Genomic DNA, 24,114 nt, shown 5'->3' on the forward strand with positions numbered 1-24,114 from the left:
GAAGCGATCGTCCCTTCTGAAGGGCTTTTTCGAGCTCACTCGATCAGGAAAGGTGAACAGCGAACTGCACGGCATACTGGGCGCCGAGGCCGCCCAGAAACTCGGTGACGTCATCAGTCGCGAACGTGCGACCAACCCGCCCCGGATCGCCGTGATCGGCAAGGCCGGAGTGGGCAAGACCACGACGATCAACAATCTGTTCTCGGCCCGGCTGAAGGTGAGTCACGCTCTGAGGGGCACCTCCGAGGCCGGCCACAAGGAGTTCGAACTGCGCGGCGGGGGCATCCTGCACGTCGTCGACATGCCCGGGCTCGGCGAGGGCCTCGCCGAGGACGCGGTCTTCGAGGAGATCTACCGGGAGGAACTGCCGAAGGTCGACGTCGTGCTCTACGTGATGCAGGCCAGCGAGCGGATCCTCGGCGAGGACCAGCGGATCTTCTCCGAGCTGGTGGTCCCCGCCCTGCAGGCCGGGCGCGGCGGAGGGAAGGTCAAGCAGCTCGTGGTCGGCCTGAACAAGGTCGACCTGATGAAGCCGGTGCAGTGGGACGAGCGGCTCAACTATCCGGAACCGGTCATGGAGAAGAGTATTCAGGGCCGCTGCCAGGACATCGCCCGGCACCTGCGGGACCAGGTCCCCGAACTGGGGGCCGACTCGGTCAACTACTACTCGGCGGAGAAGCGCTACCGGCTCGACGACCTGATGCTGACCCTGGTCGAGGCGGCCGGCAAGGTGGCCTGGAAGCTCCCGAAGGAGACCGCCGACCCCTTCGAACTGGCCGATCCCGACGTGCAGGAGTTCGTCGCCCGGTGGCGGGCCGAACACGGGGAGAACTGAGCGGTGTTCCCTCTCCCGAACTTCGACAGGCATCAGGAGGTGCTCGGATGGCACTGAGTGCGAGTGAGGAAGCCCGGGTGATCAGCATGCTCGGGGAACTCAAGAAGAAGAAGCGCAGAAGGATTCTGGACGACGTCGAGGCCCTGCTGGACTGGCTGACCGACAACGCCCCGGCGATCCTGCGGATGATCGCCGACATCCACAAGCTGTGGAAGATCGTCCGCGACGCCTTCACCTGAGACCCGTCCCGCCCGGGACAGACTGGAGCGAACATGTCCGGTGGCCGGCTGGTCGAGGGAGCCAGCAGCCTGTGCGCCTGCGTCGACATCGTCAGCTGGAGCCGCCGGGGCAGCGCCGCCGATCGCGAGGCACTGGCCCGCGACCTGGCCGAGGCGCTGCACCGGGCTGCTGTCACCGCTGTCCCGGCGGCAGGCCCACTGCCCGCCGAGTACAGCGGTGACGGCGCCCTTCTGGTGTTCCCGCCGGACATCGTCGAGGGCAGGACGATCGGCATCCTCGTTCTGTCGCTGATCCTGTCCCTGCGCCGGCGCAACCAGGGCTCACCTCCGGGAGGGCGCCTGCGGGTCCGGGTCGGCCTGACCCGAGGCACGATCCGTACCGGTGCCCTGGGGTGGTCCAGCGACGCGGTGATCAGTGCGAGCCGACTGGTCGACAGTGACGAACTACGACAGTCACTGGACCGCTACCCCGCCGCGGACCTGGCGCTCATCGTGTCCGGCCAGCTCTACCAGGACGTCGTGCGCCAAGGCGTCACCGCGCTGGACCGAAACTGGTTCTGGCCGGCCTACGTCCGTCGCAAGAGCTTCGAGGCCCAGGCCTTCATCTACGTGTCTGACCGGTCGGTCACGGCCCAGCCGGCCGGTCCCCCGGCTCTCCCCGGTGCTCCGGAAACGTTCCGGGTGGGCACGCCGCTGCCGGTCTTCGTCCCGGGCTGGGCGGCGAACCTCAGCGGCCCCGCACCCGACGAGGCCGTCACGGGGGCCGAGGTGCAGGCCACGATCGATGCCTGGCGGGCCGGGCGCCGGGCGCCCCTGACCCCGGAGCAGGTCCGGGTCGGCTTCCAGGAGATCCAGGCCATGATCACCGAGGCGGCCCGGCTGACCGCCGACGGCCGGCCCGGTGCCGCGCTCGCGCACCTGAACCTGGCCATGGCGACCGTACCCGGCACCTTCGCGATCGGGGTCGCCGTGGCCCGCGTCCTGCTCGCGACAGGCGGTTTCGGGGCGGCCTGCCGTGAGATGGTCGACGAACTGCTCGGCCACGGCAGCCAGCCGGTCCAGAGCGTGGTGGAACCGCTGATGCTGCGGGCCGAGGCCTGGTACCAGGACGGTGAGTTCGCCCGGGCCGCCGGCGATCTGCAGCAGGCCCTGGCCGCCACCCCACCGGGCGGCGACGCGTGGGCCGTGGCTCTGCTGCGGCTGGGCGACTGCCAGGAGATCCTGGCCGGCGCCGGGCCTGCCGAGGCTCTCTGGCGCGAGGTGGCGCGGGTGCGCCCGCTGAATCCCGACGCCGGGCTGAGACTGGGCCACCTCGAGGTCGCGCGCGGGCAGTCGATGAGCGCCCGGGACCATCTGGACCGGGCCCTGACGGTGGTGCGACGCGATCCTTCCTCGGCAATGGCGCTGAACTCCGCGGCCCTGGAACATGCCCTGCTGATGGGCCTGTACACGGCTCACCGCGACCTCGGGGCCCTCGACGAGGCCCGCTCCTGTCTGCAGCAGGCCTACCAGGTGAACCCGGAGAACGCCTTCACGCTGACCGAGATGGCGATCGACGCCCACGTGCGGGGCGAGGCCCGCGGTCCGCTCTATGCCGGCTGGGCGGTCCTGCGGGCTGTGCGGGACGCGAACGGGAACCTGGCGCTGGACCGACTGCGGGAGAACGGTCTGCTGCCGGAGAAGCGCTACCGGCTGGCGCTGTCCGACTGGGAGCGGACCCGGACGTGAGGCGTTCCCGACAAAGTTCTCCGTGCGGCTGATCCGACCGGGCCCGGCCCGGTGACGTCCTCAGCGTCCCGGGAGGCCGCCCAGCGCCTGGGAGCGGCGTTCCAGCAGTTCGGCGTAGGTGCCGTCACGTTCGGCCCAGCGCAGGTACTGGGCCTTTTCGACGACGATCTCCTGTGGCTGCGGCTCCTGGGTGAGCAGGCCCACGACCTCGTCCAGGTAGCCCTCCAGCGGCAGGGCGGCCGGGTTGACCTTCTCCTGCCCGGCCGTGGCCACCGCCGGAGGGACGAGTTCGGTCACCTGGACGCCGGTTCCGGCCAGTTGGGCGCGCAGGGCCACGGTGTAGGCGTGCACGCCGGCCTTGGACGCGCCGTAGCCGGGCATCAGCGGGAAGGGCATGAAGGCGATGCCGGAGCTGACGGTCATGATGTCGCCGCGGCCCCGGGCCAGCAGGTGCGGGGTGAAGGCGTCGACGACGCGGATGGTGCCCAGCAGATTGACCGCGATGCTGGTCTCGCTCTGGGCGAAGTGGGCGGGGTCACGCAGGTCCTCGCTCATCAGGACGCCCGCCATGGTCACCACCAGGTCGAGGTCGGGGTGCGCGGCCAGGACCTCGTCGCGGGCCCGCAGCACCGACTGCGGGTCGGTCACGTCGATCTGCACCGTGGGCAGGCCCTCGACCTTGCCGGTGTCGCGGCCGCCGACCACCACGGTGCTGCCGGCCTGCACGAGTCGCTGGGCCAGGCCCAGGCCGATGCCCGAGGTTCCGCCGACGATGAGGGCGGTACGTCCGCTGATGTTCATGTCTGTTCCTGCCTGCTCGGATGTGCTGACCAGCCCAAGCTTTCGCCGCGCGGGACCATCGCGGAAGGACCCCGCCGATCCGGGGAGTGACAGGGCCCCTCAGCCTGGGCCGGCCCTGGTTAGGGTCGAGGTGTGGACACCGACGAGGAGAACCGGCTGGGCGAGTACCTGCGGGCCCGGCGGGCCCTGGTCACCCCCGAGCAGCTCGGCCTGCCGGGCGGTTCCGGGCGACGGGTGCCCGGGCTACGCCGCGAGGAGGTGGCCCTGCTGGCCGGGATCAGCGCTGACTACTACCTGCGTCTGGAAAGAGGCCGGGACAAGAACCCGTCGCTGCAGGTGCTGCAGGCCCTGGCCCGGGTGCTGCAACTGGACGAGGTGGAGGCCGAGTACCTGCTGGGGCTGGGCACACCCCGGCCTCGCCCGAGAAGGGCGGCGCGCGCCGAGAAGGTACCCGCCCGGGCCCACCATCTGCTCGCCGCGCTGCAGGTTCCCGCCTTCGTCGAGGGCCGCTACTTCGACGTGCTGGCCGCCAACCGGCTCGCCCTCGCCTTCTCACCGCGCCTGGCGCCCGGGCACAACCGGCTGCGCTCACTCCTGCTCGACCCGCAGGAGCGGGAGTTCCACGACGACTGGGAGGGCGCCGTGGAGGGTTTCGTCGCCGCCTTCCGCGGCTCGCTCGGTGACCGGACCGACGATCCGCGGGTGATCGAGCTGGTCGGCGAACTCTCCTTGGCCAGCAACCGTTTCCGGACGCTGTGGGCCCGCCACGACGTGAGCCGGCTCATGGGCGGCACGGTCGCCGTGCAGCACCCCGGCCTGGGCCGTCTGCAGCTGCACCGCGACAAGCTGCCGCTCGACGGCCTGACCCTGGTGGTCTACTACGCCGACCAGGGCAGTGAGTCCGCCGGGAAACTCGGCCTGCTCGGACCTCTCGCCGCCGAGCTCGACTAGCTTTCCATCACCACGGTCTCACCCCGCACCGCGACCAGCCGGCCCGCGCTCGCGGCGGCGAGCGACGCGTCGAGCGCGACCAGGTGGGCGGGCGGCACGAGCAGGGTGAGCGTGGCGCTCGAGGCGTAGGACACGTCCTCGATCTGGGCCTCGTGGTGGTCGGCCCACTCGCGCAGGACCGACTGGAGGCGACCGGCGTCCGTGTGCGGGACCTCGACCGCGATCCGCACCGCCGGGGTGCGCCGCACGGTCCGCGCCGCGTCGAGCGCCTCGGAAACGGCCAACGAATACGCCCGGACCAGGCCGCCGGCGCCCAGTTTCACCCCGCCGAAGTAGCGCGCCACCACGGCCACCAGATCGGTGAGCTCACGGCGGCGCAGCACCTCGAGCATGGGCACGCCCGCAGTGCCGGACGGTTCGCCGCCGTCGGAGGACCGCTGCTGGTCGGCGTGCGTACCGATGACCAGGGCGACGCAGTGGTGCCGGGCGTCCCAGTACTGCCTGCGCACCGCCGCGATCACGGCCTCGGCCTCTTCCGTGGTCCGCGCCGGGGCCACCTGGGCGATGAAGCGGGACTTCTTGATCACCAGCTCGTGTTCCAGCGGTGCGGCGATGGTGGACGGGTAGCGCGCCGGGGCCGGGTCGGGAACGTCCACGCCGTTACTGTACGAGGCTTTCGCCCGGGCTCAGGAACCGTGCCTCGTACGCCGCCCGGCGGATGAGCTCGATCTGGTCCTCGCTCAGCCCGACCTGGTGCCGGGCGGCCTCGTACTCACCCGAGAGGGTGATCGCCGATGCCCGCGGGTCGTCCGTGGCCAGCGCCACGGGAACCCCGGCGGCGAGCAGGGCGTGCACAGGGTGCTCGCGGTAGCCCGGCACGACCGACGTGTGCAGGTTGCTGGTCAGCGCCACCTCCAGCGTGATCCCGCGGGCAGCAAGGTGTTCCAGCAGCTGCGGATCCTCCACCGACCGCACCCCGTGCCCGATCCGCTCGGCCCCCAGGTACGTCACAGCGTCCCAGACACTCTGCGGCCCGGCCGCTTCGCCGGCGTGGACGGTGACGTGCAGGCCGGCGTCGCGGGCCCGGGCGAAGGCCGGGGCGAACTCCGCGGCCGGCACTCCGGCCTCGTTGCCGGCCAGGTCGACCGCGCAGAACACGTCGCGGCGCGAGAGCAGGGTCTCGACCTGCGCCACCCCCTGCTCGGGGCCGAGATCCCGCAGCAGGATCCCGATCAACCCGACCGGAAGCCCGCTTTCGCGCGAGGCCGCCGACACCCCGTCCACAATTGCATCGATCACCCCTTCGGGCGCCAGGCCGCTCTCCTGCCGGACGAACCACGGACTGAAGCGCAGTTCCAGGTAGCTGAGGCCGTCGGCCGCCGCATCCGAAACCACCTCGTGCGCGGCGCGTTCCCAGTCTTCCAGGCGGGAGAAGGCCGAGGGGGCGGCATCCACCTTGGTCAGGAACGGCACCAGACCGCCGAGCGGGCCCGAGGCCACCAGCAGGTCCTCCGGGTCGGCGGCACCGGCCAGCGGGTGGCCGTCGCGGGCGGCCAGTTCGAGAATGGTCGGGACCCGCAGCGCGCCCTCGAGATGACGGTGCAGATCGATCAGGGTGGGTGCAGACAGCACGAAGAGAACCTTCCGGCAGGGAGCGAACAGCGACAACTGAGGACGGGTCGGCTCGCCTACTGGTAGAAGTCCTGGCGGAACGAGTGGTCACCGAAGACGACAGCGGGGCGCACCACGCGCAGGGCCGTCGGGGGGATCACGCCGGAATCGTAGCCCACGCCGACCGCGGCCCCGGTTCCCGCGAACCGGCCCCCACCCGACCGGAGGCATCGGCCGGAACCCGGGCATCCCGTCCGTAAAGGCTCTTTGCCCTTGTCCGGCGGCTGAGAACGCGCTGAGCAGTTAAGCAGGTCTTATGAGATGGCCGGGTAGTTTGACGCGCCGGAGCACCGTACGGAGCCCGGAGCCCGATCGAACCGCCTGCCGACGTGCTGGTCGATCGTCCGGCGGAGCCACCCGGCCCGCCGACCGCGATGCGAAGGAGTACGCCCATGTCAGGTCCCGCCACCGGTGACCGACGGCTGTGACCGAGGAGTCGGGCCGGGAGTCGGGCAAGAGCCGGATCGTCTGGACCTTCGGCGACCAGGCCCTGGCCAGCCTGTCCAACTTCGCGCTGTCGATCGTGATGGCCCGCTCGCTCAGCGACGACGACTACGGCTCGTTCGGGCTGATGCTGGTCACCTTCACCTTCCTGATCGGCCTGGGCCGGGCCGGCATCGGCGACCCGTACGTCGTCCGCTTCACCGACGCCGACCCGCAGGTGCGCCGGCAGGCCTCCCGGCAGGCGGCCGGCTCGGCGATCACGTTCGGTGTCCTCACCGGGCTGGTCTGTGTCGCCGCAGCCGCGGTGATGCACGGGATCGGCAGTGACCGGCAGGCGGTGCTGGCGATCCTCGGCCTGGGCATCGCCATGCCCGGCCTGATGCTGCAGGAGACCTGGCGCAGCCTGTTCTTCGCCTCCGGCCGGCCCCGCACCGCCACCGCCAACGACGCCGTGCGCACCGTGATCCAGTTCGCCCTGCTCGGCCTCCTGATCAGCCAGGACCAGCGCTCGCTCTTCCTGATCACCCTCGCCTGGGGTGTGGGCGCGCTGGTCGGCGCCGTGATGGGCGTCGGGCAGACCCGGGTCCTGCCGAACCCGGGCGAGACGATGGCCTGGTTCCGCGAGACCCGCGACCTGAACCTGAAGATGGCCGCCGACTTCTCCTTCAACCAGGGTGCGACCACGCTGGTCTCCTACGTGGTGGCGGTGATCGTGGGCAACCGCGCGATCGGCGCCATCCGGGCCGCCCAGACCCTGTTCAGCCCGCTGAACCTGCTGTTCTCGGGGGTCTCCTCGGCGGCCCTGCCCACGCTCACCCGGATCGCCATGTCGGGCCGTTCGCTGGTCCGCCCGGCGCTGCTGATGAGCTTCCTGATCGGCGGGATGACCGGGGCCTGGCTGCTGATCCTGCTGTTCGTCCCGTCCTCGATCGGGGTGGAGATCCTCGGGGAGAGCTGGGACGGCGCCCGCTCGGTGATGCTGCCGATGGGCATCATCACGGTCACCGTCGGCTTCGTGCTGGGCGCCAGCCTGGGCCTGAAGGCCCTGCGGCGGGCCGACCAGATGCTGCGGGTGACCTTCGTGCAGGCCCCGCTGATGCTCGGGCTCGGCTCGGTCGGCGGCTGGCTGGGCAGCGCCGAGGGCGCGGCCTGGGGCATGGCCGCCGCACAGGTCACCGGGTTCGTGGCCTGCTGGGTGATCTTCCTGCAGGCCGACGCCATGCCGCGGGACTGGGTGGCCCAGGAGGCCGGGCCGGACCCGGACCCGGACCCGGACGAGCAGGGGCACGAGGAGCAGGAGCGCTGGGCCCGGGAGGAACCGGAGCAGCAGCTCTTCGCCGGTCAGGTGACCGAGGAGACGTGGGAGCAGCACCGCCGGCCCTGACCCGTCGATGAGGGAGGATCAGCCCGTGGTGGACATGACCCGTGAAGCGTTCGAGCGGCTGGTGTCGCTGGCCCTCGACGAGATCCCGGCGGCGCTGACCCGTCAGATGCGTAACGTGGTGGTGCTGGTGGAGGACGAGGCCCCGGCCGACGAGCCGGACCTGCTGGGCCTGTACGAGGGCACGCCGCTGACCGAGCGGGGTGACTGGTGGGCGGCCGGCAGTCTGCCCGACCGGATCCTGATCTTCCGCAATCCCACGCTGCGGATCTGCCAGACCGAGCAGGACGTGGCCGAGGAGGTCCGGATCACCGTGCGCCACGAGGTGGCCCACCACTTCGGGATCGACGACGCGCGGCTGCACGAGCTCGGGTGGAGCTGAACCGGCGGTTGTGAAGGGGGCAGACCCCCTTCACAACCGGTGGAGATCCGGATTCTCCGGGCCGAAGCCGTGAAACAGGCTGGTCCGCATGATTCCTGCACTCAGCACCGATGAAGAGCTGCGGCGCCAGGGCGTGCGTGCCTTCCTGCTCATCACCTTCGCCGCCACCTGGGGGATCGGCTTCGTCGAGAGAGTCGTGTTCGGCTGGTCGCTGCAGAACCCCCTGGTCCAGCTGGGCCCGGCGATCGTGCCGGCCGTCGCCGCGGTGATCGTGCGGAAATGGGTCACCAAGGAAGGCTTCGCCGACGCCGGTCTGCCGCTGCGCCTGCGCCGGGCCTGGAAGCAGTACCTGCTGGCACTGGTCGGGCCCCTGCTGCTCAGCGGCGGGATCGTCGGCACCGCAGTGCTGTTCGGCTGGTACGAGTGGGACGACTCCAAGCTCCAGGAGGGTCTGGGCGGAATGCCGCTCCCGGTCACCGTCGGGGCCCTGATGCTGCTCAGCGTGGTCTGCATGCCACTGTTCTGGGGCGAGGAGTTCGGCTGGACCGGCTACCTGCGGCCCCGTCTGCTGCCCGGCAACCAGCTGATGTCGCTGCTGGCCACCTCGTTCGTCTGGGCGGCCTGGCACTACCCGCTGGCCTGGACCGACTACGCCGAGTTCGACAACGTGCTGGTCGGCCTGCTCTGCTGGACCGCGATCTTCTTCCCGTTGCAGGCCGTCTTCACCGCTCTCTACGACCGCAGCGGCAGCATCTGGGTACCGAGCCTGGCCCACGCCGGGAACAACTTCGTGCTCTGGTCGTTCCCCGGGCTGCTGATGACCGAGACCGGGCAGCTCAGCTCCTCGCAGGTCAACCTGATCGGCTGCATCCCGCTCACCCTGGTCGCGGTCTGGGCCTGGCGGTCCCGGCCCCGGCCCGTTCAGCCCGTCCAGCCGGTTCAGCCGGCGAGGTAGGCGGCCAGGTTGTCCAGCGACGACGCGAGCCCGGCGGCGTGATCGGCCGCCGAGATGCCGTCGGGCACGTCGTCGGCCCGGATCCGGACCAGCGCCCCGCCCTCCGGTGCGGGCGAGACCTGCCAGGTCATCAGCATGGTGCCGGCGAACTCCGGGTCTTCGGAGTCGAAGTCGACGGCCTGCACCAGCCGCTCCCCCGCCACCAGCTCGACGATGCGCACCAGCACCACGTCCGAGTCGGCGGTGGTCTTGCCCGCGGCGCCCTCGAAGGTCAGCCGCAGCCGGTAGGAGCCGCCGGGCCGCAGGTCGAAGTGCTCGAACCGGCCGGTGGCCCCCTCGGGCGGCAGCCACTGAAGCAGCGCGTCCTTGGAGACGAACGCCTCGAAGACCTGTTCCGGGGTGGCGGCCACGGTACGGGCGGCCTCATCGGTACGGGGCATGCGGTCACCCTAGACCGGTTGACCTCAACCGGGGTTGAGCATCCAGGCTGGGGCGCATGACCGGATACGCACAGCAGCTGGCCGAGCAGGTGGGTGACGCGGCCGTCGTCGGACTCGGCACCTCCACCCGGTCCGGCGCCGAGACGTTCGCCTTCGTCGAAGAAGTCACCGGATTGCTGCTGCAGCGCGGCTTCCGGGCGATCGCGATCCGGGACAACCAGCGCGTCGGCGCTCTGTACGACCAGTTCGTCACCGGGGGCATCGACTCCCTGGAACACGTGCTGCCCCAGGCGTGGGGGCCTTGGCAGACCGTCGAGTTCCGGGACGCCCTCATCCGGCTCAGGACGCTCAACCAGGCCCAGGACGATCCCGTGCGCGTGGTCGGGGTGGGCGGCTCACGCGTACTGGTCGCGGACTACGACCGGGTGCTCGAGCTGTCGGGCAACCCCGAGCGGGTCCGCGCACTGTTCGACGTGATCCGGGTGGCCCACGCCAACGGCGAGCATGTGCAGCGCGCCATGGGGGTGCACCCCGGTACGCCGTTCGTCGAACTGGCCCGCGAGGCAGAGGAACTCGTGCAGGGCGCGGGACCGGAGGCCGAGGAACTGGCCGCCGCGATCGTCGACCATCATGCCCGGGCCGTCGGAGCCGGCTACGACGCGGTGAAGGACGACACCGAGACCGCGGACCGGTTGCTGACCTGGCACCAGGAGAGCGGGCGGCGGACCGTCTTCTGGGAGGGCAGCGCCCACGTCGCGGCCGGCTACCCGCTCGGCGCCCGGTTGAGAAGCCGGATCGAGGACGATTACCGCGCCGTTCATGTGACGTTCGGTTCGGGGGTGGTGGCCGGAGCGAGAGTGCCCGCGCCACAACCCGGTTCACTCGAGCACGACCTGCTGACCTCGGGCACCGAGTACCTGGTCACCGAGGCTTCCGGCACACCCACCCGGATGCGCCTGATCTCCGGCCTCTACGACCCGGCACGCGACGCGGAGCACTACTACGAACTGGCCTCGCTGAAGCTAAACTTCGACGCCGTCCGGTTCTTCCCGGTGGTCAGCCCCACGACTGCGCTTCGGCCTGCCGGGTGACCAGGTCGCCGTCGGTGATCGGGCGCAGTACCCGGGCCGGGGTGCCGACCGCCACCACCATCGGCGGAACGTCCCGGCTGACCACGCTTCCGGCCCCGATCACCGAGCCGTAGCCGATCCGCACCCCGGGCAGGACCACGGCGTTGCTGCCGATCCAGACCTTGTCCTCGATCACGATCGGCTCGGAGAAGCGGGCGAAGTCGACCCGGCGCTGCGGGTGCACCGGGTGCCCGGTGGTGGTCAGGGTGACGCTGGGGGCGATCATCACGCCGTGGCCGATACGGATCTCCACGTCGTCGACGAACGTGAGGTTGACGTTGCCGAAGAAGTCGTCGCCGAGGTGGACGTTGCTGCCGAAGCCGGCGTGGAACGGCGGCAGCAGCACGGTGCGCTCACCGACCGAGCCGAAGATCTCCTGCAGTAGTTCCCGGCGGCGGCCGGCCTCGCCCGGCGGGGTGTGGTTGTACTCGAAGACCGCTTCGGGACGGCGGCGGTGGTTCTGGAAGGACGCCTCGCCCTCGGAGTAGATCAGCCCGCGGCGGATGCGCTCCAGAACTTCCTGTTCCCGGTCCTCGGCCACGGGTACCAACCTACTCAGCCGGGACAGTCACTAGGGTGGGCAGGATGAAGGTCTTGTCCATCCAGTCGGCGGTCGCCCACGGGCACGTCGGTAACTCCGCGGCCGTCTTCCCACTGCAGCGCATCGGGGTCGAGGTCGTCCCCGTGCACACGGTGAACTTCTCCAACCACACCGGGTACGGGGCGTGGCGCGGTCCGCTCATCCCGCCCTCGGACGTGGCCGAGGTCCTGCTGGGGGTCGAGGAGCGCGGGGTGTTCCCGCAGATCGACGCCGTACTCTCGGGCTACCAGGGCGGGGCCGGCATCGCCGACGTGATCATCGACGCGGTGCGCCGGGTCAAGGCCGCGAACCCCGCGGCGGTGTACGCCTGCGACCCGGTGATGGGCAACGCCCGCTCGGGGTGCTTCGTCGCCCCCGAGATCCCCGACCTGCTGCGCGACCGGGTGGTCCCGGTGGCCGACATCATCACCCCGAACCAGTTCGAGCTGGGGTTCCTGACCGGCACCGAGCCCTCGACCCTGGAGTCGACGCTGGCCTCGGCCGACCTGGCCCGGGCGATGGGCCCCTCGACCGTGCTGGTGACCAGCGTGGAGCGGCCCGACCGCCCCGAGGGGACCATCGAGATGCTGGTGGTCGACGACAGCGGCGCGTGGATCGTGCGTACCCCGCACCTGCCGTTCAAGGCCAACGGCTCCGGTGACGTCACCGCGGCCCTGTTCACCGCTCACCTGGGGCAGACCGGCAAGGCGTCGGTGGCCCTGGAGCGCACCGCCTCCAGCGTGTTCGACCTGATCGACCTGACCTACAAGTCCGGGCAGCGCGAGCTGCAGCTGGTGCAGGCACAGGAGTTCTACGCCTCGCCGCGCCTGCAGTTCGGGGCCGAGCAGGTCCGCTAGTGCACCCTGGGTGAGCACGGTTAGTCCGACCGGGTGATGCCGGGCTGGTCCACACCATCCCGGCGCCACCCGGTTCGATCTGCGAGGGTGCCCAACCTCAAGCGAACCATCGCTCTCGCCGCCGCCCTCAGCCTGATCGTCCTGACTTCGCTGGGAGCACTGAGCGCCTCGGCGCATCAGCAGCATTCCCCGAACGAGGTCATCCCCATGGCCGGCAAGAAGGCGACCCAGATCGTCCGGATCTCGCCCTTCACCTCCTCCGGCGCCCTCAAGAAGGCCTGGAAGGCCGACGTGGAGCCCCGTGACGAGGACGCCGACCCCGACGACGGCATCGACTGCAGCGAGTCCATGAGCCCCAGCTTCGCCCTGAACGACGGCACCTACGAGTGCCCGCCCACCGTTCTCGGTGCCTACGCCTGCTGGTCCTCGCCCAAGTACGCCGGACAGCTGCTGTGCCTGAACGCGCCCGGGTCCAAGACCCTGCGCAGCATGGCGGTCCGGAACCTCCCCGCCACCACCCGCGCCCCCAGAACACCGCGTCCGCTGGCCCTGGAACTGGCCGACGGCAGCCGCTGGAACCTCAAGACCGGCGGCACCTATCCGGCCCACAAGGACGGCCTGCAGGGTATCTACCTGTGTGCCAACAAGGTCTGCTCGAAGAAGCGCACGGGCAAGGACCTGGCCGTGCTCTCCTCCGGCGGGCACGGTGTGAACCGCTCCAAGCCGGTCTGGACCGTGCGTGTGGGTGAGGTGGGCAGCTACGACGAGAGCTTCCCGGCCCCGAAGCGGCAGAAGGTGAAGAAGGCCTACTTCATCCACAACGGGGTCGGGTAGCTCCAGACCCGGATCAGACGCTGGTGGCGACCAGCTTCTGCAGCTCCAGACCGGGGTTGTCGCGCTCGATGCCACGCACCCGCCACTCGTCGGTGAACAGCGCGAACATCGTGCCGTCGGCGTCTTCCAGCACCTCGACGTCGCGCTTGGCCCGCAGCAGCGGGGCGTCGGCCGCGGCCACGATCCGGGCCACCGTGTAGGGCAGTTCGTTGAAGGTGACCGGCGAGCGGAACTCGTTGCTCATCCGGTACTGCACCACGTCGAACTGCAGGCTGCCGACCGCGCTGAGCACCGGCTCCCCGTGGCCGCGCGAGTCCGAGGTCAGCACCCGCACCACCCCCTCGGCGTCGAGCTCGCGCAGGCCCTGCCGGAACTGCTTGCCCGAGCCCAGATCCTTCGGGCGCACGGTGCGGAAGTGCTCGGGGGCGAAGACCGGCAGCGGCGGGTAGGCGATGCGGCCGCTCTCGGAGAGGGTGTCGCCCACGTTGATGTGCCGGGCGTTGACTAGGCCGATCACGTCGCCGGGGTAGGCCACGTCCACGGTGGAGCGGTCGGCGCCGAAGACGGTCTGCACGTGCTTGAGCACCATCGGCCGGCCGCTGCGGTTGTCCCGCACCGTCATGCCGCGGTGGAACACGCCCGAGTGGATCCGGGCGAAGGCCAGGCGGTCGCGGTGGGCCGGGTTCATGCCGGTCTGGGTCTTGAACACCTGGGCGCTGAAGCGGCCCTGCACGGTCTGGGTGCCGCCGGCCACGTCGAGCTGGTCGTGAGGGAAGGGCGCCACGTCGACCAGCGAGTCGAGCACCTGGCCGACGCCGGTGTTGGCCACCGCGGCGGTGAAGTAGACCGGCGTGGTGTGGAAGGCGAGGAACGACTCCTCGTCGTGGTCGGCGCCGGTCTCGGTGAGCAGGTCGTGCTCCTCCAGGGCCTGCTGCCAGGCCGAGCCCTCCCGGGCGGCCGCCTCGTCGGCGCTCATCCGCTCCTCCAGGGCCAGCGTGGCCCCGCCCGGGGCCCGGGTGTACTTCACGTAGGCGCCGGTGCCCCGCTCGAGCAGCCCGCGGAAGTCCCCGGCGATGCCGACCGGCCAGGTCATCGGGGTGGCCTTCAGGCCGGTCACCGACTCGATCTCGTCGAGCAGCTCCAGGGCCTCGCGACCCGGGCGGTCCCACTTGTTCACCACCGTGATCACCGGCAGGCCGCGCTGCTTGCACACCCCGAACAGCTTGCGGGTCTGCACCTCCATGCCGCGGGCCGCGTCGACCAGCATGATCACCGCGTCGACGGCGGTGAGGGCGCGGTAGGTGTCCTCGGAGAAGTCGGCGTGCCCGGGGGTGTCGACCACGTTGATCACCTGCCCGCGGTGGTCCAGCTGCACCACCGCCGAGCTGATCGAGATGCCGCGCTGCTTCTCCATGTCCTGCCAGTCGGTGACCACCCCGGCCCGGCCGCCGCGACCGTGCACGGCCCCGGCCTCGCGCAGGGCCTTGGCGTGCAGGGCCAGCGCCTCGGTCAGCGTGGACTTACCGGCGTCGGGGTGACTGATGACGGCGATGGTGCGGCGCCGGGCCGCCTCGGCCAGGATCTGGGCGGGACTTACGTCGCTGGTCTGTCCGGGGGTCTGGGTATCGGCGCTCACCCGGCCATTCTCCCGGCTTTGCGGGGGTGCTGACGACACCGGGCCGCCCGCACCCGTCCCGGGCCACCGCGACCCGAACCCCGTTTTACCGAAATCCGCTCTTAGCAGGAGGTTTCCAGGTGGCGGTCGGACCGGCCGCTGCTAGGTTCGGTCCGTGGCTTTTGAGTGGTTACACGACTCCCTGCGCCAGCTGAGCGGAATCGAACCGCAGGAGGTGCACCAGGCCTTGGCCGCCGAACGCCGCTGGCCCCGGCTGGCCGCCGACCGCGAGCTGGGTCTGCGGGTGCTGACCATCTGGGCCCGCACGGCCGACGACCGGCCGCTGGTGATCGCCACGCGTAAGCGCTCGGCCTGGGCCTGGCAGTGCCTGGGGGCCCGCGAGATGAGCGCGCCGGAGCTGGCCGAGTTCGAGGCCTGGGAGGCGGCCCGGTGACGTTCTCGGTGCCCGAGGGCCTGATGTCCCGGCTGGTCTTCACCGACGAGCCGGTCCCGGACGACGAGGTGGTGCCCCGGATCCCGGCCGACCTGCCCCTGATCTTCACCCCCGAAGAGCCGGACGACCCGGAAGAGCCGGACGAGCCGGACGAGCCGGACGAGCCGGACCACGGCAGGCCCTAGCCTGACCGGGTGAAACCGTTCGAGTTCCGCCCCGCCCAGGGCCCCTGGTCCACCGGCGAGACCTGGCTCTTCTTCTGCGCCGTACCGGATCTGGCCCGCGACACCGCCCTGGCCGAGCTGTTCCAGGGCTGCCGGGAAGCGATGGCCGGGTTCCCGATCGCCCCGGTTCCCGACGAGACCCTGCGGGTGACGCTGGCCCAGGTCGGCGACGCCCCCGCGGCGCAGATCGACCAGGAGCAGCGGGCCGCCCTGCTGGAGGCCGTGCGCTCGCGGCTGAGCACCGTCGAGCCGTTCAGCATCACCGCCGGCAGCCCCCTGGCCTACGCCACCGGGGCCCTGTGCGACCTGGAGGACGAGCCGCTGCAGCACCTGATCGGCCTGATCCGCTCGGCCGTGCGGGAGCTGCGCGGGGCCGAGGCGGACACGTTCCACCCTGGCGTCACCCATCTCACCCTCGGCTACGCCCACGCCGAGGCCTCCACCGACGACCTGGCCCGGCGGCTGCGCCGGGTGCGGCCCAGCCACGCCCGGATGCAGATCGACGCGGTGCACCTGCTCGAGGTCGGCACCGACCCGCAGGCCCGGGCCTTCCGCCTGAAGCCGGTCGGTGTGGTCCCGCTCAGCGGCGCCTGAGGCGCAGGAAGCGCTCAGCCACGATCAGGTTCGGCACCCAGCACAGGAACGGCACCAGCAGGTAGGCGCGGTCGAAGGCGACCTGGTCGGCCACCCCGGCCGCGCTCTGCGCCGTGATCAGCACCAGCAGCCAGAGCCGGAGCATGACCGCGGCGTAGGTGAGCGCGAACGTGCGGATCGCCCAGCGCCGGTGCGCGGCGAAGTCGCGGCGAAGCACGCTGCGCAGGGCCAGCCCCGCGCAGCCGAGCCAGGACAGGCCCAGCAGCCCGAACCCGGCCACGCCGATCGGGCCGGCGTCGTTGCTGGGGGCGATCACCAGCGCCGAGGTGCCGCCCAGGAGGATCGCCAGCAGCACGATGCGGCCGGTGACCCGGTGCAGGCGCGGCACCCGGGCCCGGACCCGGGCCGAGAGCTGGATCGGCGAGAGCACCAGGGCCAGCGCCGAGCCGAAGATGTGCACGTACAGCGCCACCTGGAACCAGGCGGGCTGGGTGACGTAGTTGGCGGCCAGCGCGTCGGGGTCGCGGCCGAGCCCCTCCAGCGACGTGGTCATGTACGGCAATGGTGCGAAGACCGCGATGGCGGCCGAGGTCAGCACGATCCACCAGTGGGCGCCGCGGGCGGAGCGTGAAGGGCGGCGGGGGGCGGTGATCAGGTCCGCGGTCATGAGCACGATGCTGGATCTCGAGCCCGCCCCTCCACGAGCCCCCGGCGGGGGAAGTGGATCTCCCTCGCAAGAGGGGTGTGCAGAACGCCACGAATCGGCAGGATGAGTCGGTGTTCATCGTTCTGACCGTCGGGCTCACCCTGCTGTGCGTGATCACCACGGCCGTGGTGCCGGAGCAGACGCCCTACCGTCCGGCCGATGTGGTGGCTCTGCTGCTGGCTGCCGCCGGTCCGCTGGCCCTGCTGCTGGCCCGGTACCCCACCCGCAGAACCTGGGGCGCCCCCTTGGCGCTGGCCGGCGCCGGCTCGGTGATCACGGTGAACGCGGTCCTCGGCTACACCATCGGGCTGCTCCAGTGGCCCCCCTGGATCGCGGTCTTCCTGTGCTTTTCCACCAATGGACGATGGTTGCGCCTCGCGTCCTCGGCGCTCGCGGGGTTGTCGATCGCGGGTTTCCTGCTCCTGGACCGCGGCGGAGTGGATATGTCCACTGTGTCCGGCATAGCCATGTGCTGCCTGATCGCGGCGATCGGGGGTGAGGCGGCCCGGGCCCGCCGCGCCCACGCGGTGAGCCTGCACGAGCAGGAACTGGGGCGCCGCCGCGAAGAGGCCCTGGTCGCCGAGGGAGTGCTGCTGACCGAGCGCAACCGCCTGGCCCGGGAACTGCACGACGCCCTCGGGCACTCGGTGAACGTGATGGTGCTGCAGGCCGGGGTCGGGCGGCGGGTGTTCGGCGAGAATCCGGAGTTCGCCCAGGAAGCCCTGTCCAGCGTGGAGACGGTGGGCCGCCGGGCCCTGGTCGAGCTGGACCGGATGCTGCGCGTCCTGCAGCCCTCCGGCCCGGGCGAGAACGTCGAGGAACCGGCGGCTCCCGGTCTGCCCGACCTGACCGCCCTGGTCGGGCAGGTGCGGGCCACCGGTCAGGAGGTGCACCTGACCACCGGCCCGGAACCGGAGTTGCCGTTGTCCGCCGGATCGGCCCAGGCGCTGTACCGGATCGTGCAGGAGGCCCTGACCAATGCGGTCCGCCACGGTTCGGGCGCCCCGATCCAGGTGTCGGTGCGTCACGTCGGCCCCGACGTGACGGCCGAGGTGCACAACCGCCGGTCCGACGAGGGAGCCGGCCGAGCCGACCGGGCCGACCGCACGCCGGGCGCCGAGACCGGCTGGAGGGCCGGCCGGGGGCTGACCAACATGCGCGAGCGGGCCCGGATGGAGGGTGGCCGGTTCGAGGCCGGGCCGGTGCCGGGTGGATTCCGGGTCCAGGTGCATCTGCCGGTGGCCGGTCTCGGCGCATGATCCGGGTGCTGCTGGTGGACGACGACCGGCTGGTGCGGACCGGCCTGAGCATGCTGCTGCGCAGTGATCCGGGCACCGAGGTGGTGGGTGAGGCGGCCGACGGCCGCGAGGCGATCGCCCTGGCCCGCGAACTGCAGCCGGACGTCGTCCTCATCGATGTCCGGATGCCGGTGCTCAGCGGGGTGGAGGCGACCCGCGAGATCGTGTCGTGGGGGCCCGGCCGCCCCCGGGTGCTGGTGCTCACCACGTTCGACCTGGACGAGGTGGTGGACGAGGCGATCGACGCCGGGGCCGATGGCTTCCTGCTCAAACGCGCCACCCCGGAGCAACTCCTGGAAGGCGTAAGGACGATCGCGGCGGGTGACGCCCTCGTCTCCCCCGAGGTCACGCGTCGGCTGCTGAAGGCCTACGCCGCCCGCCGCGCACCTCTGACCGCACCTCCTGCGGAGGCGACCCGGCTGACCGGCCGGGAGGCCGACGTCCTGCGGGCCCTGGCCGATGGACTCTCCAACGCCGAGATCGCCGAACAGATCTGGGTCACTCCGGAGACCGTGAAGACGCACATCAAGAGCATCCTGGCCAAACTCGAGGTCCGGGACCGCACCCAGGCCGTGGTCTGGGCCTACCGCACGGGTTTCGCCGGGCGGGCCTGACTGCGCAGAGTCACCGCCGGGCGGCTCGATCATCCGTCCGCGGTCCCCGGCCCGCCCGAGGTGACCGCACCCGTCCTCTGACAATCCCTGCGAACCGCCCACTCCGGGCCTCAGCCCCGGGCCGATGCGTCCCGAACGGCGTACCGGCTTGCATCCCCCGTGTGGCGGCCGGGCCGATCCGGGCGTCACCGGTTCACCGGCGGTCCTGGAGAGACGACGCCTTCCCCAGTGCGGCGAGACCGTTTCCGGCTGGGGGACTTTGCAATGTGGCACGTGTCGAGATGGAGTGCGGCCTTCGTGGCGGCGGCGGTGGCGGCGCTGTCCGTCCTGGTCGCCGTGGCCGGACCGGCCACCGGAGCGATGAACAAGGCGTTCTCCAGCCGGTTCGACGCCACTGACCGCGGCGACATCCTGCTGCGCGGCAACAGCCTGGTCTCCTGCCCGGTGGCCGAGACCAACTGCCCGGCCGCGAAGGACCGGTCGGCCACCGGCGGGGCGCTGAACAACAACTCCTACACGATGCAGTTCCTCGACGTGGACGGCACCGGCAACGCCACGAACTCCAGCTCATCGGCGGAGGTCACGTTGCCCGCGGGCGCCTCGGTGCGGTTCGCCGGGCTGTACTGGTCGGCCTACGCGGACGGCAACGGCCGGACCGCCGCCCCGGCCGGGACCGCCAAGAACCGGCTGCTGCTGAAGGTGCCCAACGAGTCCAGCTACCGCGAGATCACCGCGGCTGCGAGCGACGTGGTAGACGGCAATCCCAGCGACGGCACCTCGTACGTCTCCTTCGCCGACGTCACCAGCATCGTCGCCGCCGGCGGGTCGGGCACCTACACCGGCGCCGACATCCATGCTGCGACCGGCCAGAACTCCTACGCCGCCTGGACTCTGGTGGTGGTGGTCCGCGACCCGGCCAAGCCGCTGCGCAAGCTCAAGGTCTTCGACGGTTTCGGCACCGTGCAGAACACCCCGAGCACCGACCGGTCGGTGTCGATCCCGCTCACCGGCCTGACCACGGCCGACAACGGCACCGCCTTCACCCGTCTGGGCGCGGTCGTGTTCGAGGGTGACGCGGGCCTGACCGGCGAGGGCTTCCAGATCACTCCGCAGGGCGGGTCGGCGATCGCCCTGTCCGACGGGGCGAACCCGGCGAACAACGTGTTCAACTCGACCAACACCGATGCCGGCACCCCGGTGGCCGGCCGGGTGCCCAACGAGGCCAACCTGTTCGGGTTCGACGCCGACGTCTTCGAGGACACCTCGATCCCCCTGGGCAACAACGTCACTCAGGCCACCCTGGACCTGACCACCGGCGGCGAGACCTTCTTCCCGGCCGTGGCCACCTTCGTCTCCAACGTCTACCTGCCGGTGCTCGACGTCGTCCGGGATGCAACCGTGGTCGACGTGGCCCCGGCCGACGGGCGGACCCGGCCCGGCGACCAGATCACCTACACGGTCGACGTCACCAACACCGGTACGGCGGCCTCCGCCAACACCCGGCTCGCCGACCTGATCCCGCCCGGCACCGCCTATGTGCCCAATTCCCTGCGGGTGGACGGCAATCCGGTGCCCACCACCGGTGAGGTCACCGGCGACAACGTCACCGTGCGACTGGGCACCGGGGCCACCGCGAGCGCCGGTGGGGCGCTGGCGATCGGCGCCACCACCCGGATCACCTACACCGTGCAGATCACCGCCCCGTTCACGGCCGGCGGCACGGTGGGCGGCACCAGCCAGGCCACCTACGAGGACGCCCAGAGCACCCCCCGCACCGCCACCTCGGCGGCCGACCCGATCACCGTCACCCAGGCCCAGGCCAACCTGACCGTCACCCAGACCTTCAGCCCCTCGGTGGTGCAGAAGTCGGGTAGCCGCGAGGTCACCATGACCACCACGGTGAACAACATCGGCCCCGAGACCGAAACCGCCGCAGTGCTGGTCGAGACCTTCCCGGCCGGCACAACCGCGATCACCGCCACCGGCGCCACCTGCACCACCAGCAACGGCGGGCTCACCCTGACCTGCCCGATCGCGGCCTCCCTGGCCGCCGGTGGCTCGGCCACGGTGACGTTCAAGGCGACCCTGCCCGCGAACGCCCCCGATCCGACCGCCATCGGCGCAGCCGTCTCCGGAGCGGCCACCGACGCCACTCAGGGCAACAACTCGGTGACCACCAACGTCCCGGTGAACACCCTGCCGACCGCGGTCGACGACATGGCGCCACTGAACACCCCGGCCACCACCGTCGACGTCGACGTCCTGGCCAACGACACCGACCCGGACCCGACCGACCTCCCGGCCGCCCGGACCATCACCTCCACCACCACTCCGGCGCACGGAACCACCTCTGTGGTGGGCGGAAAGGTGCGTTACACCCTCACCGACCCCTCGTTCGTGGGCACCGACACGTTCCAGTACACGATGTGCGACGGACGCGGCGGCTGCGACACCGGCAGCGTGGACGTCGCGGTGAACGACCACCGGCGGGCCGATCTCAAGGTCACCCAGACCGCCAGCCCGACCACGGTGCAGCGGGACGGCACCCGTCTGGTCACCTGGTCCGCGGTGGTCAGCAACACCGGCCCGCAGAACGAACCCGCCGCCCAGCTCGTGCAGGTGCTCCCGGCCGGCGTGACCGCGGTGACGGTGGTGGGCGCCACCTGCAACGCGCCCACCGGCACTACGTACACCTGCCCGCTCGGCACACTGAACAGCGGCATCTCCCGCACCGTGCAGTTCACCGCCACCCTGCCGGCCACCGCCCCGGACCCCTCGACCGGCACCGCGACGCTCTCCGGGCAGGTACCGGACCCGGACCTGTCGAACAACACCGCCACCACCCCGGTGGCCGTGAACCGGGCCCCCCAGGTGGCCGCCGACACCCCGAAGCTGGCGGCCGACGTCCTCAGTTCGGATCTTGACGTGACCGCCAACGACCAGGACCCGGACGGCGACCCGCTGACCATCACCACGGTGTCCACCCCGGCGCACGGCACCGCCACCATCGTCGGCGGCAAGATCCGCTACACCCTGACCGACCACTCCTTCGTCGGGCCGGAGACCCTCACCTACCGGGTCTGCGACGGCCGGGGCGGGTGCAGCGACGCCACGGTCACCCTGGACGTGGCCGACCACGAGATCTCCGACCTGGTCGTGACCCAGACCGCCGACCCGAAGGTGCTCCAGCGCAACGGGACCCGCAAGGCCACCTGGACCGTGAACGTCCGCAACGACGGACCGGAGGCGAACGCCAAACCGGTGGTCGTGCAGACGCTCCCGGCCGGGGTGACCGAGGTGACCTCGTCGCTGGCCGCCTGCACAGTGGCCGACACGGTGAAGGTGACCTGCCCGATGGCGGCCCTCAAGAACGGCGAGTCCGCCCAGATTACCTTCACCGCAACACTTCCCGCCGACGCCAAGGACCCCTCCACCGCGAGCGCGGTGGTGTCCAGCAGCTCGGCCGACCCGGTGCTGACCAACAACGCGGCCTCGGCCTCCGTCGTGGTGAACACCCCTCCGACCGCCGACGACGAGTCGGTGCCCCTGCCCGCGAGCACACTGAAGGCCACGATCGACGTGCTGGAGGGCGACCAGGACGCCGACAGCGACCCGCTGACCCTCGACACCGTGGGCAAGCCCGCCCACGGCACCGCGGCCATCGTCGACGGCAAGATCGTGTACACGCTCACCGACCCCGCTTTCGCCGGTGACGACACCTTCACCTACCGGGTCTGCGACGACCGCTCCGGCTGCACCACCGCCGAGGTCACCGTGGCCGTGGCGGCCCACCAGCGCGGCCCGGTCGCCGCCGCCGACTCGGCCGGGGTGGTCACCGGCAACCCGGTGACGGTCGACGTGACCGCCAACGACCGCGACCCGGACGGAGATCCGCTGACCCTGGCCCGGATCGTCACCAGACCCACCGACGGAACCGCGAGAATTGTGGACGGGAAACTCGTCTACACCCCGGCCGCCGGCTTCATCGGCAAGGACACCGTGCGCTACGAGGTCTGCGACCCGACCGGTCTGTGCGACCAGGCCGTGGCCACGATCCGGGTCACCGCCGCGCCCCCCACCCTCAAGCCGGATGCGGGCACCGTCCGGCCCGGCGGTACCACCGTGGTGGACGTGCTGGACAACGACCTGGACCCGAACGGCTACCCGATCGGCAGCCTCAGCATCACCCAGCAGCCGGCCGTGGGCACCGCCACCGTGGGCCCGGACGGCACCATCCGCTACAAGGCACCCGCCTCCGTGGCCCCCGGGACTGTGGTGGCCATCCGCTACCGGGCCTGCAACCGCACCGGCGCCTGCTCCGAGGGGGTTGTGCGGCTCAAGGTGGGCGGGGCCCCGGTCTCCGACGGGGACGACGGGGACGACGGCTCGGTGGATCCGGACGACAGCCCCGACGGTGGTTCGGCCGGCAGTCCGGCCGGCGGCGACGATGACGACGGGGAGCTCGCTTTCACCGGCAGCCGGGTGCTCGTGCCGTTGACCGTGACGGCGCTGGTGCTGATCGGCGGCGGCGTGATCGTGCTCCTGCGCACCCGCGGCGGCGCCCCGGTCGCGGTGCGGGTGCACAGCACACCCGTGGTGCGACGGGCTCAGCCCCGGGGACGGCACAAGGCATGAGCGCCACACTCGTCGAGCCGGTGGCGCCCGACAGCCGGGCGCTGACCGTGCTGCCGCCGCCACCGGGCCCGAACATCGCCGCCGCACTGGCCAAACTGGCCATCCTGGCCGGGGTCCTGCTGCTGGTCGGTGTGGCCGGATTCCTGTCCTGGACCCGGCACAGCGGCAGCGAGCGGGCCGCCGACACCGTCCAGGCCCTGCAGGAGCAGTGGCGCGAGAGCCCCCAGGCCCCGGTCGTGGGCGAGCAGCCCGGCTCCGGCCCGGCGCCCTCGGCCGCCGCGACCGTCCCCGGCAAGGCCTTCGCCATCATGACCGTGCCGCGCTTCGGCTCGGACTGGAAGATGCCGGTGTTCGAGGGAACCGGGGCCCCGGCCCTGCGGGCCGGGGTCGGGCACTACGCCGGCACCGCCCGGCCCGGTGAGATCGGCAACTTCGCGGTCGCCGGGCACCGCACCACCTGGGCCCGCCCCTTCCAGGACGTGGACCGCCTGCGGGCCGGCGACAAGGTGGTCGTGCAGACCCGGGAGGCCCGTTTCACCTACCGGGTCACCGACCACGAACTGGTCCGGCCCGACCAGACCGCCGTGCTCGACGCGGTACCCGGTCAGGCCCGGCTGACCATGACCACCTGTCATCCCGAGTACTCCGACTCGCAGCGCTGGATCGTGCACGCCGAACTGGTGGAGCCTGCGCCGATCGGGGGATGAGACCGCCGATCGCTCAGGCCGTCGCCGGGCGGCTCGACG

Annotated in this window: 24 protein-coding genes; 17 read left to right on the top strand and 7 right to left on the bottom strand. The window is 71.4% G+C overall.

Annotated features, from left to right (window positions below; translation table 11 throughout):
* Nucleotides 1–52 precede the first annotated feature (52 nt).
* From QSK18_RS10115 to QSK18_RS10125, 3 genes are read left to right on the top strand one after another with little or no spacing between them, the layout of a single operon-like run.
* Nucleotides 53–835 (top strand): GTPase family protein, encoded by a 783-nt coding sequence (locus QSK18_RS10115; protein ID WP_285618119.1) that lies wholly within the window; start codon nt 53–55, stop codon nt 833–835.
* 47 nt (nt 836–882) lie between these two features.
* Entirely contained in the window at nt 883–1,074 is a 192-nt protein-coding gene (locus QSK18_RS10120) for a hypothetical protein (protein WP_232812788.1), read from the top strand.
* Between the two features lie 33 nt (nt 1,075–1,107).
* The gene (locus tag QSK18_RS10125; protein ID WP_232812789.1) at nt 1,108–2,802 is read left to right on the top strand and encodes a tetratricopeptide repeat protein; all 1,695 of its coding nucleotides are present in this window, start codon (nt 1,108–1,110) and stop codon (nt 2,800–2,802) included.
* Between the two features lie 60 nt (nt 2,803–2,862).
* Here the strand turns inward: QSK18_RS10125 and QSK18_RS10130 are convergent, their stop codons facing one another.
* Entirely contained in the window at nt 2,863–3,603 is a 741-nt protein-coding gene (locus tag QSK18_RS10130; protein WP_285618125.1) for an SDR family oxidoreductase, read from the bottom strand.
* A 132-nt stretch (nt 3,604–3,735) separates the two neighbouring features.
* Between QSK18_RS10130 and QSK18_RS10135 the strand changes: the two genes are divergently transcribed.
* A complete protein-coding gene (locus QSK18_RS10135; RefSeq protein ID WP_232812791.1) occupies nt 3,736–4,554 on the top strand; it encodes a helix-turn-helix domain-containing protein in 819 nt (272 codons plus the stop codon).
* Here the strand turns inward: QSK18_RS10135 and QSK18_RS10140 are convergent.
* Together QSK18_RS10140 and add are read right to left on the bottom strand one after the other, a co-directional pair.
* Nucleotides 4,551–5,210: an IMPACT family protein gene (locus tag QSK18_RS10140; protein WP_285618128.1), complete on the bottom strand. Its 660-nt coding sequence runs from the start codon at nt 5,208–5,210 to the stop codon at nt 4,551–4,553. The genes QSK18_RS10135 and QSK18_RS10140 overlap by 4 nt on opposite strands.
* Nucleotides 5,211–5,214: 4 nt before the next feature.
* On the bottom strand, nt 5,215–6,186 hold the full coding sequence (add, locus tag QSK18_RS10145) for an adenosine deaminase (RefSeq protein ID WP_232812793.1): 972 nt from the start codon (nt 6,184–6,186) through the stop codon (nt 5,215–5,217).
* Between the two features lie 463 nt (nt 6,187–6,649).
* Between add and QSK18_RS10150 the strand changes: the two genes are divergently transcribed.
* From QSK18_RS10150 to QSK18_RS10160, 3 genes are all read left to right on the top strand, one after another.
* On the top strand, nt 6,650–8,053 hold the full coding sequence (locus tag QSK18_RS10150) for an oligosaccharide flippase family protein (protein ID WP_285618132.1): 1,404 nt from the start codon (nt 6,650–6,652) through the stop codon (nt 8,051–8,053).
* 34 nt (nt 8,054–8,087) lie between these two features.
* Nucleotides 8,088–8,432, top strand: coding sequence for a metallopeptidase family protein (locus QSK18_RS10155; protein ID WP_232812854.1), 345 nt, complete (start codon nt 8,088–8,090; stop codon nt 8,430–8,432).
* An 88-nt stretch (nt 8,433–8,520) separates the two neighbouring features.
* Nucleotides 8,521–9,387, top strand: a complete 867-nt coding sequence (locus tag QSK18_RS10160) for a CPBP family intramembrane glutamic endopeptidase (RefSeq protein ID WP_232812795.1) — start codon at nt 8,521–8,523, stop codon at nt 9,385–9,387.
* On the opposite strand, the gene QSK18_RS10165 is transcribed toward QSK18_RS10160, so the two are convergent.
* Complete coding sequence (locus QSK18_RS10165; protein ID WP_232812796.1) at nt 9,372–9,827, bottom strand: SRPBCC domain-containing protein; 456 nt, start codon at nt 9,825–9,827, stop codon at nt 9,372–9,374. The genes QSK18_RS10160 and QSK18_RS10165 overlap by 16 nt on opposite strands.
* A gap of 56 nt (nt 9,828–9,883) precedes the next feature.
* Here QSK18_RS10165 and QSK18_RS10170 point away from each other — a divergent pair, with 56 nt between their 5' ends.
* Nucleotides 9,884–10,918 (top strand): erythromycin esterase family protein, encoded by a 1,035-nt coding sequence (locus tag QSK18_RS10170; protein ID WP_232812797.1) that lies wholly within the window; start codon nt 9,884–9,886, stop codon nt 10,916–10,918.
* Here QSK18_RS10170 and QSK18_RS10175 read toward each other — a convergent pair.
* The gene (locus QSK18_RS10175) at nt 10,884–11,498 is read right to left on the bottom strand and encodes a sugar O-acetyltransferase (RefSeq protein ID WP_232812798.1); all 615 of its coding nucleotides are present in this window, start codon (nt 11,496–11,498) and stop codon (nt 10,884–10,886) included. The two genes, QSK18_RS10170 and QSK18_RS10175, sit on opposite strands and share 35 nt — an antisense overlap.
* Nucleotides 11,499–11,542: 44 nt before the next feature.
* Here QSK18_RS10175 and pdxY point away from each other — a divergent pair, with 44 nt between their 5' ends.
* Entirely contained in the window at nt 11,543–12,394 is an 852-nt protein-coding gene (pdxY, locus tag QSK18_RS10180; protein ID WP_232812799.1) for a pyridoxal kinase PdxY, read from the top strand.
* Nucleotides 12,395–12,481: 87 nt separating this feature from the next.
* Complete coding sequence (locus QSK18_RS10185; RefSeq protein ID WP_285618136.1) at nt 12,482–13,228, top strand: hypothetical protein; 747 nt, start codon at nt 12,482–12,484, stop codon at nt 13,226–13,228.
* A gap of 13 nt (nt 13,229–13,241) precedes the next feature.
* Here QSK18_RS10185 and QSK18_RS10190 read toward each other — a convergent pair whose 3' ends face one another.
* The gene (locus QSK18_RS10190; RefSeq protein WP_232812801.1) at nt 13,242–14,864 is read right to left on the bottom strand and encodes a peptide chain release factor 3; all 1,623 of its coding nucleotides are present in this window, start codon (nt 14,862–14,864) and stop codon (nt 13,242–13,244) included.
* 154 nt (nt 14,865–15,018) lie between these two features.
* On the opposite strand from QSK18_RS10190, the gene QSK18_RS10195 reads away from it, so the two are divergent.
* The 3 genes from QSK18_RS10195 to QSK18_RS10205 are packed head-to-tail and all read left to right on the top strand — an operon-like array spanning nt 15,019 to nt 16,115.
* Complete coding sequence (locus QSK18_RS10195) at nt 15,019–15,297, top strand: hypothetical protein (protein ID WP_285618140.1); 279 nt, start codon at nt 15,019–15,021, stop codon at nt 15,295–15,297.
* Nucleotides 15,294–15,482: a hypothetical protein gene (locus QSK18_RS10200; RefSeq protein ID WP_285618141.1), complete on the top strand. Its 189-nt coding sequence runs from the start codon at nt 15,294–15,296 to the stop codon at nt 15,480–15,482. The genes QSK18_RS10195 and QSK18_RS10200 overlap by 4 nt, the downstream gene beginning before the upstream one ends.
* Nucleotides 15,483–15,491: 9 nt before the next feature.
* Nucleotides 15,492–16,115 carry a 2'-5' RNA ligase family protein gene (locus tag QSK18_RS10205; protein WP_285618143.1) on the top strand — a complete coding sequence of 208 codons (624 nt, stop codon included), beginning with the start codon at nt 15,492–15,494 and terminating at the stop codon, nt 16,113–16,115.
* Here QSK18_RS10205 and QSK18_RS10210 read toward each other — a convergent pair.
* On the bottom strand, nt 16,102–16,782 hold the full coding sequence (locus QSK18_RS10210; RefSeq protein WP_285618145.1) for a DUF2306 domain-containing protein: 681 nt from the start codon (nt 16,780–16,782) through the stop codon (nt 16,102–16,104). The two genes, QSK18_RS10205 and QSK18_RS10210, sit on opposite strands and share 14 nt — an antisense overlap.
* 110 nt (nt 16,783–16,892) lie before the next feature.
* Between QSK18_RS10210 and QSK18_RS10215 the strand changes: the two genes are divergently transcribed.
* The 4 genes from QSK18_RS10215 to QSK18_RS10230 all read left to right on the top strand — a co-directional run bounded on the left by QSK18_RS10215 (nt 16,893) and on the right by QSK18_RS10230 (nt 24,075).
* Nucleotides 16,893–18,080, top strand: a complete 1,188-nt coding sequence (locus QSK18_RS10215) for a sensor histidine kinase (protein WP_285618148.1) — start codon at nt 16,893–16,895, stop codon at nt 18,078–18,080.
* Complete coding sequence (locus QSK18_RS10220) at nt 18,077–18,733, top strand: response regulator (RefSeq protein WP_232812806.1); 657 nt, start codon at nt 18,077–18,079, stop codon at nt 18,731–18,733. The genes QSK18_RS10215 and QSK18_RS10220 overlap by 4 nt, the downstream gene beginning before the upstream one ends.
* 273 nt (nt 18,734–19,006) lie before the next feature.
* Nucleotides 19,007–23,368, top strand: a complete 4,362-nt coding sequence (locus QSK18_RS10225) for an Ig-like domain-containing protein (RefSeq protein WP_285618155.1) — start codon at nt 19,007–19,009, stop codon at nt 23,366–23,368.
* Entirely contained in the window at nt 23,365–24,075 is a 711-nt protein-coding gene (locus QSK18_RS10230; protein WP_285618157.1) for a class E sortase, read from the top strand. The genes QSK18_RS10225 and QSK18_RS10230 overlap by 4 nt, the downstream gene beginning before the upstream one ends.
* Nucleotides 24,076–24,114: the final 39 nt, after the last annotated feature.

It is taken from the genome of Kineosporia sp. NBRC 101677 (assembly GCF_030269265.1).
GTDB lineage: Bacteria > Actinomycetota > Actinomycetes > Actinomycetales > Kineosporiaceae > Kineosporia > Kineosporia rhizophila.

Excerpts from the sequence above, each read along its gene's own strand:
- pdxY (WP_232812799.1), top strand. The coding sequence starts at position 11,543 with ATGAAGGTCTTGTCCATCCAGTCGGCGGTCGCCCACGGGCACGTCGGT.
- QSK18_RS10155 (WP_232812854.1), top strand. The coding sequence starts at position 8,088 with ATGACCCGTGAAGCGTTCGAGCGGCTGGTGTCGCTGGCCCTCGACGAG.
- QSK18_RS10160 (WP_232812795.1), top strand. The coding sequence starts at position 8,521 with ATGATTCCTGCACTCAGCACCGATGAAGAGCTGCGGCGCCAGGGCGTG.
- QSK18_RS10120 (WP_232812788.1), top strand. The coding sequence starts at position 883 with ATGGCACTGAGTGCGAGTGAGGAAGCCCGGGTGATCAGCATGCTCGGG.
- QSK18_RS10230 (WP_285618157.1), top strand. The coding sequence starts at position 23,365 with ATGAGCGCCACACTCGTCGAGCCGGTGGCGCCCGACAGCCGGGCGCTG.
- QSK18_RS10165 (WP_232812796.1), bottom strand. The coding sequence starts at position 9,827 with ATGCCCCGTACCGATGAGGCCGCCCGTACCGTGGCCGCCACCCCGGAA.
- QSK18_RS10130 (WP_285618125.1), bottom strand. The coding sequence starts at position 3,603 with ATGAACATCAGCGGACGTACCGCCCTCATCGTCGGCGGAACCTCGGGC.
- QSK18_RS10210 (WP_285618145.1), bottom strand. The coding sequence starts at position 16,782 with ATGACCGCGGACCTGATCACCGCCCCCCGCCGCCCTTCACGCTCCGCC.
- QSK18_RS10125 (WP_232812789.1), top strand. The coding sequence starts at position 1,108 with ATGTCCGGTGGCCGGCTGGTCGAGGGAGCCAGCAGCCTGTGCGCCTGC.
- QSK18_RS10170 (WP_232812797.1), top strand. The coding sequence starts at position 9,884 with ATGACCGGATACGCACAGCAGCTGGCCGAGCAGGTGGGTGACGCGGCC.
- QSK18_RS10220 (WP_232812806.1), top strand. The coding sequence starts at position 18,077 with ATGATCCGGGTGCTGCTGGTGGACGACGACCGGCTGGTGCGGACCGGC.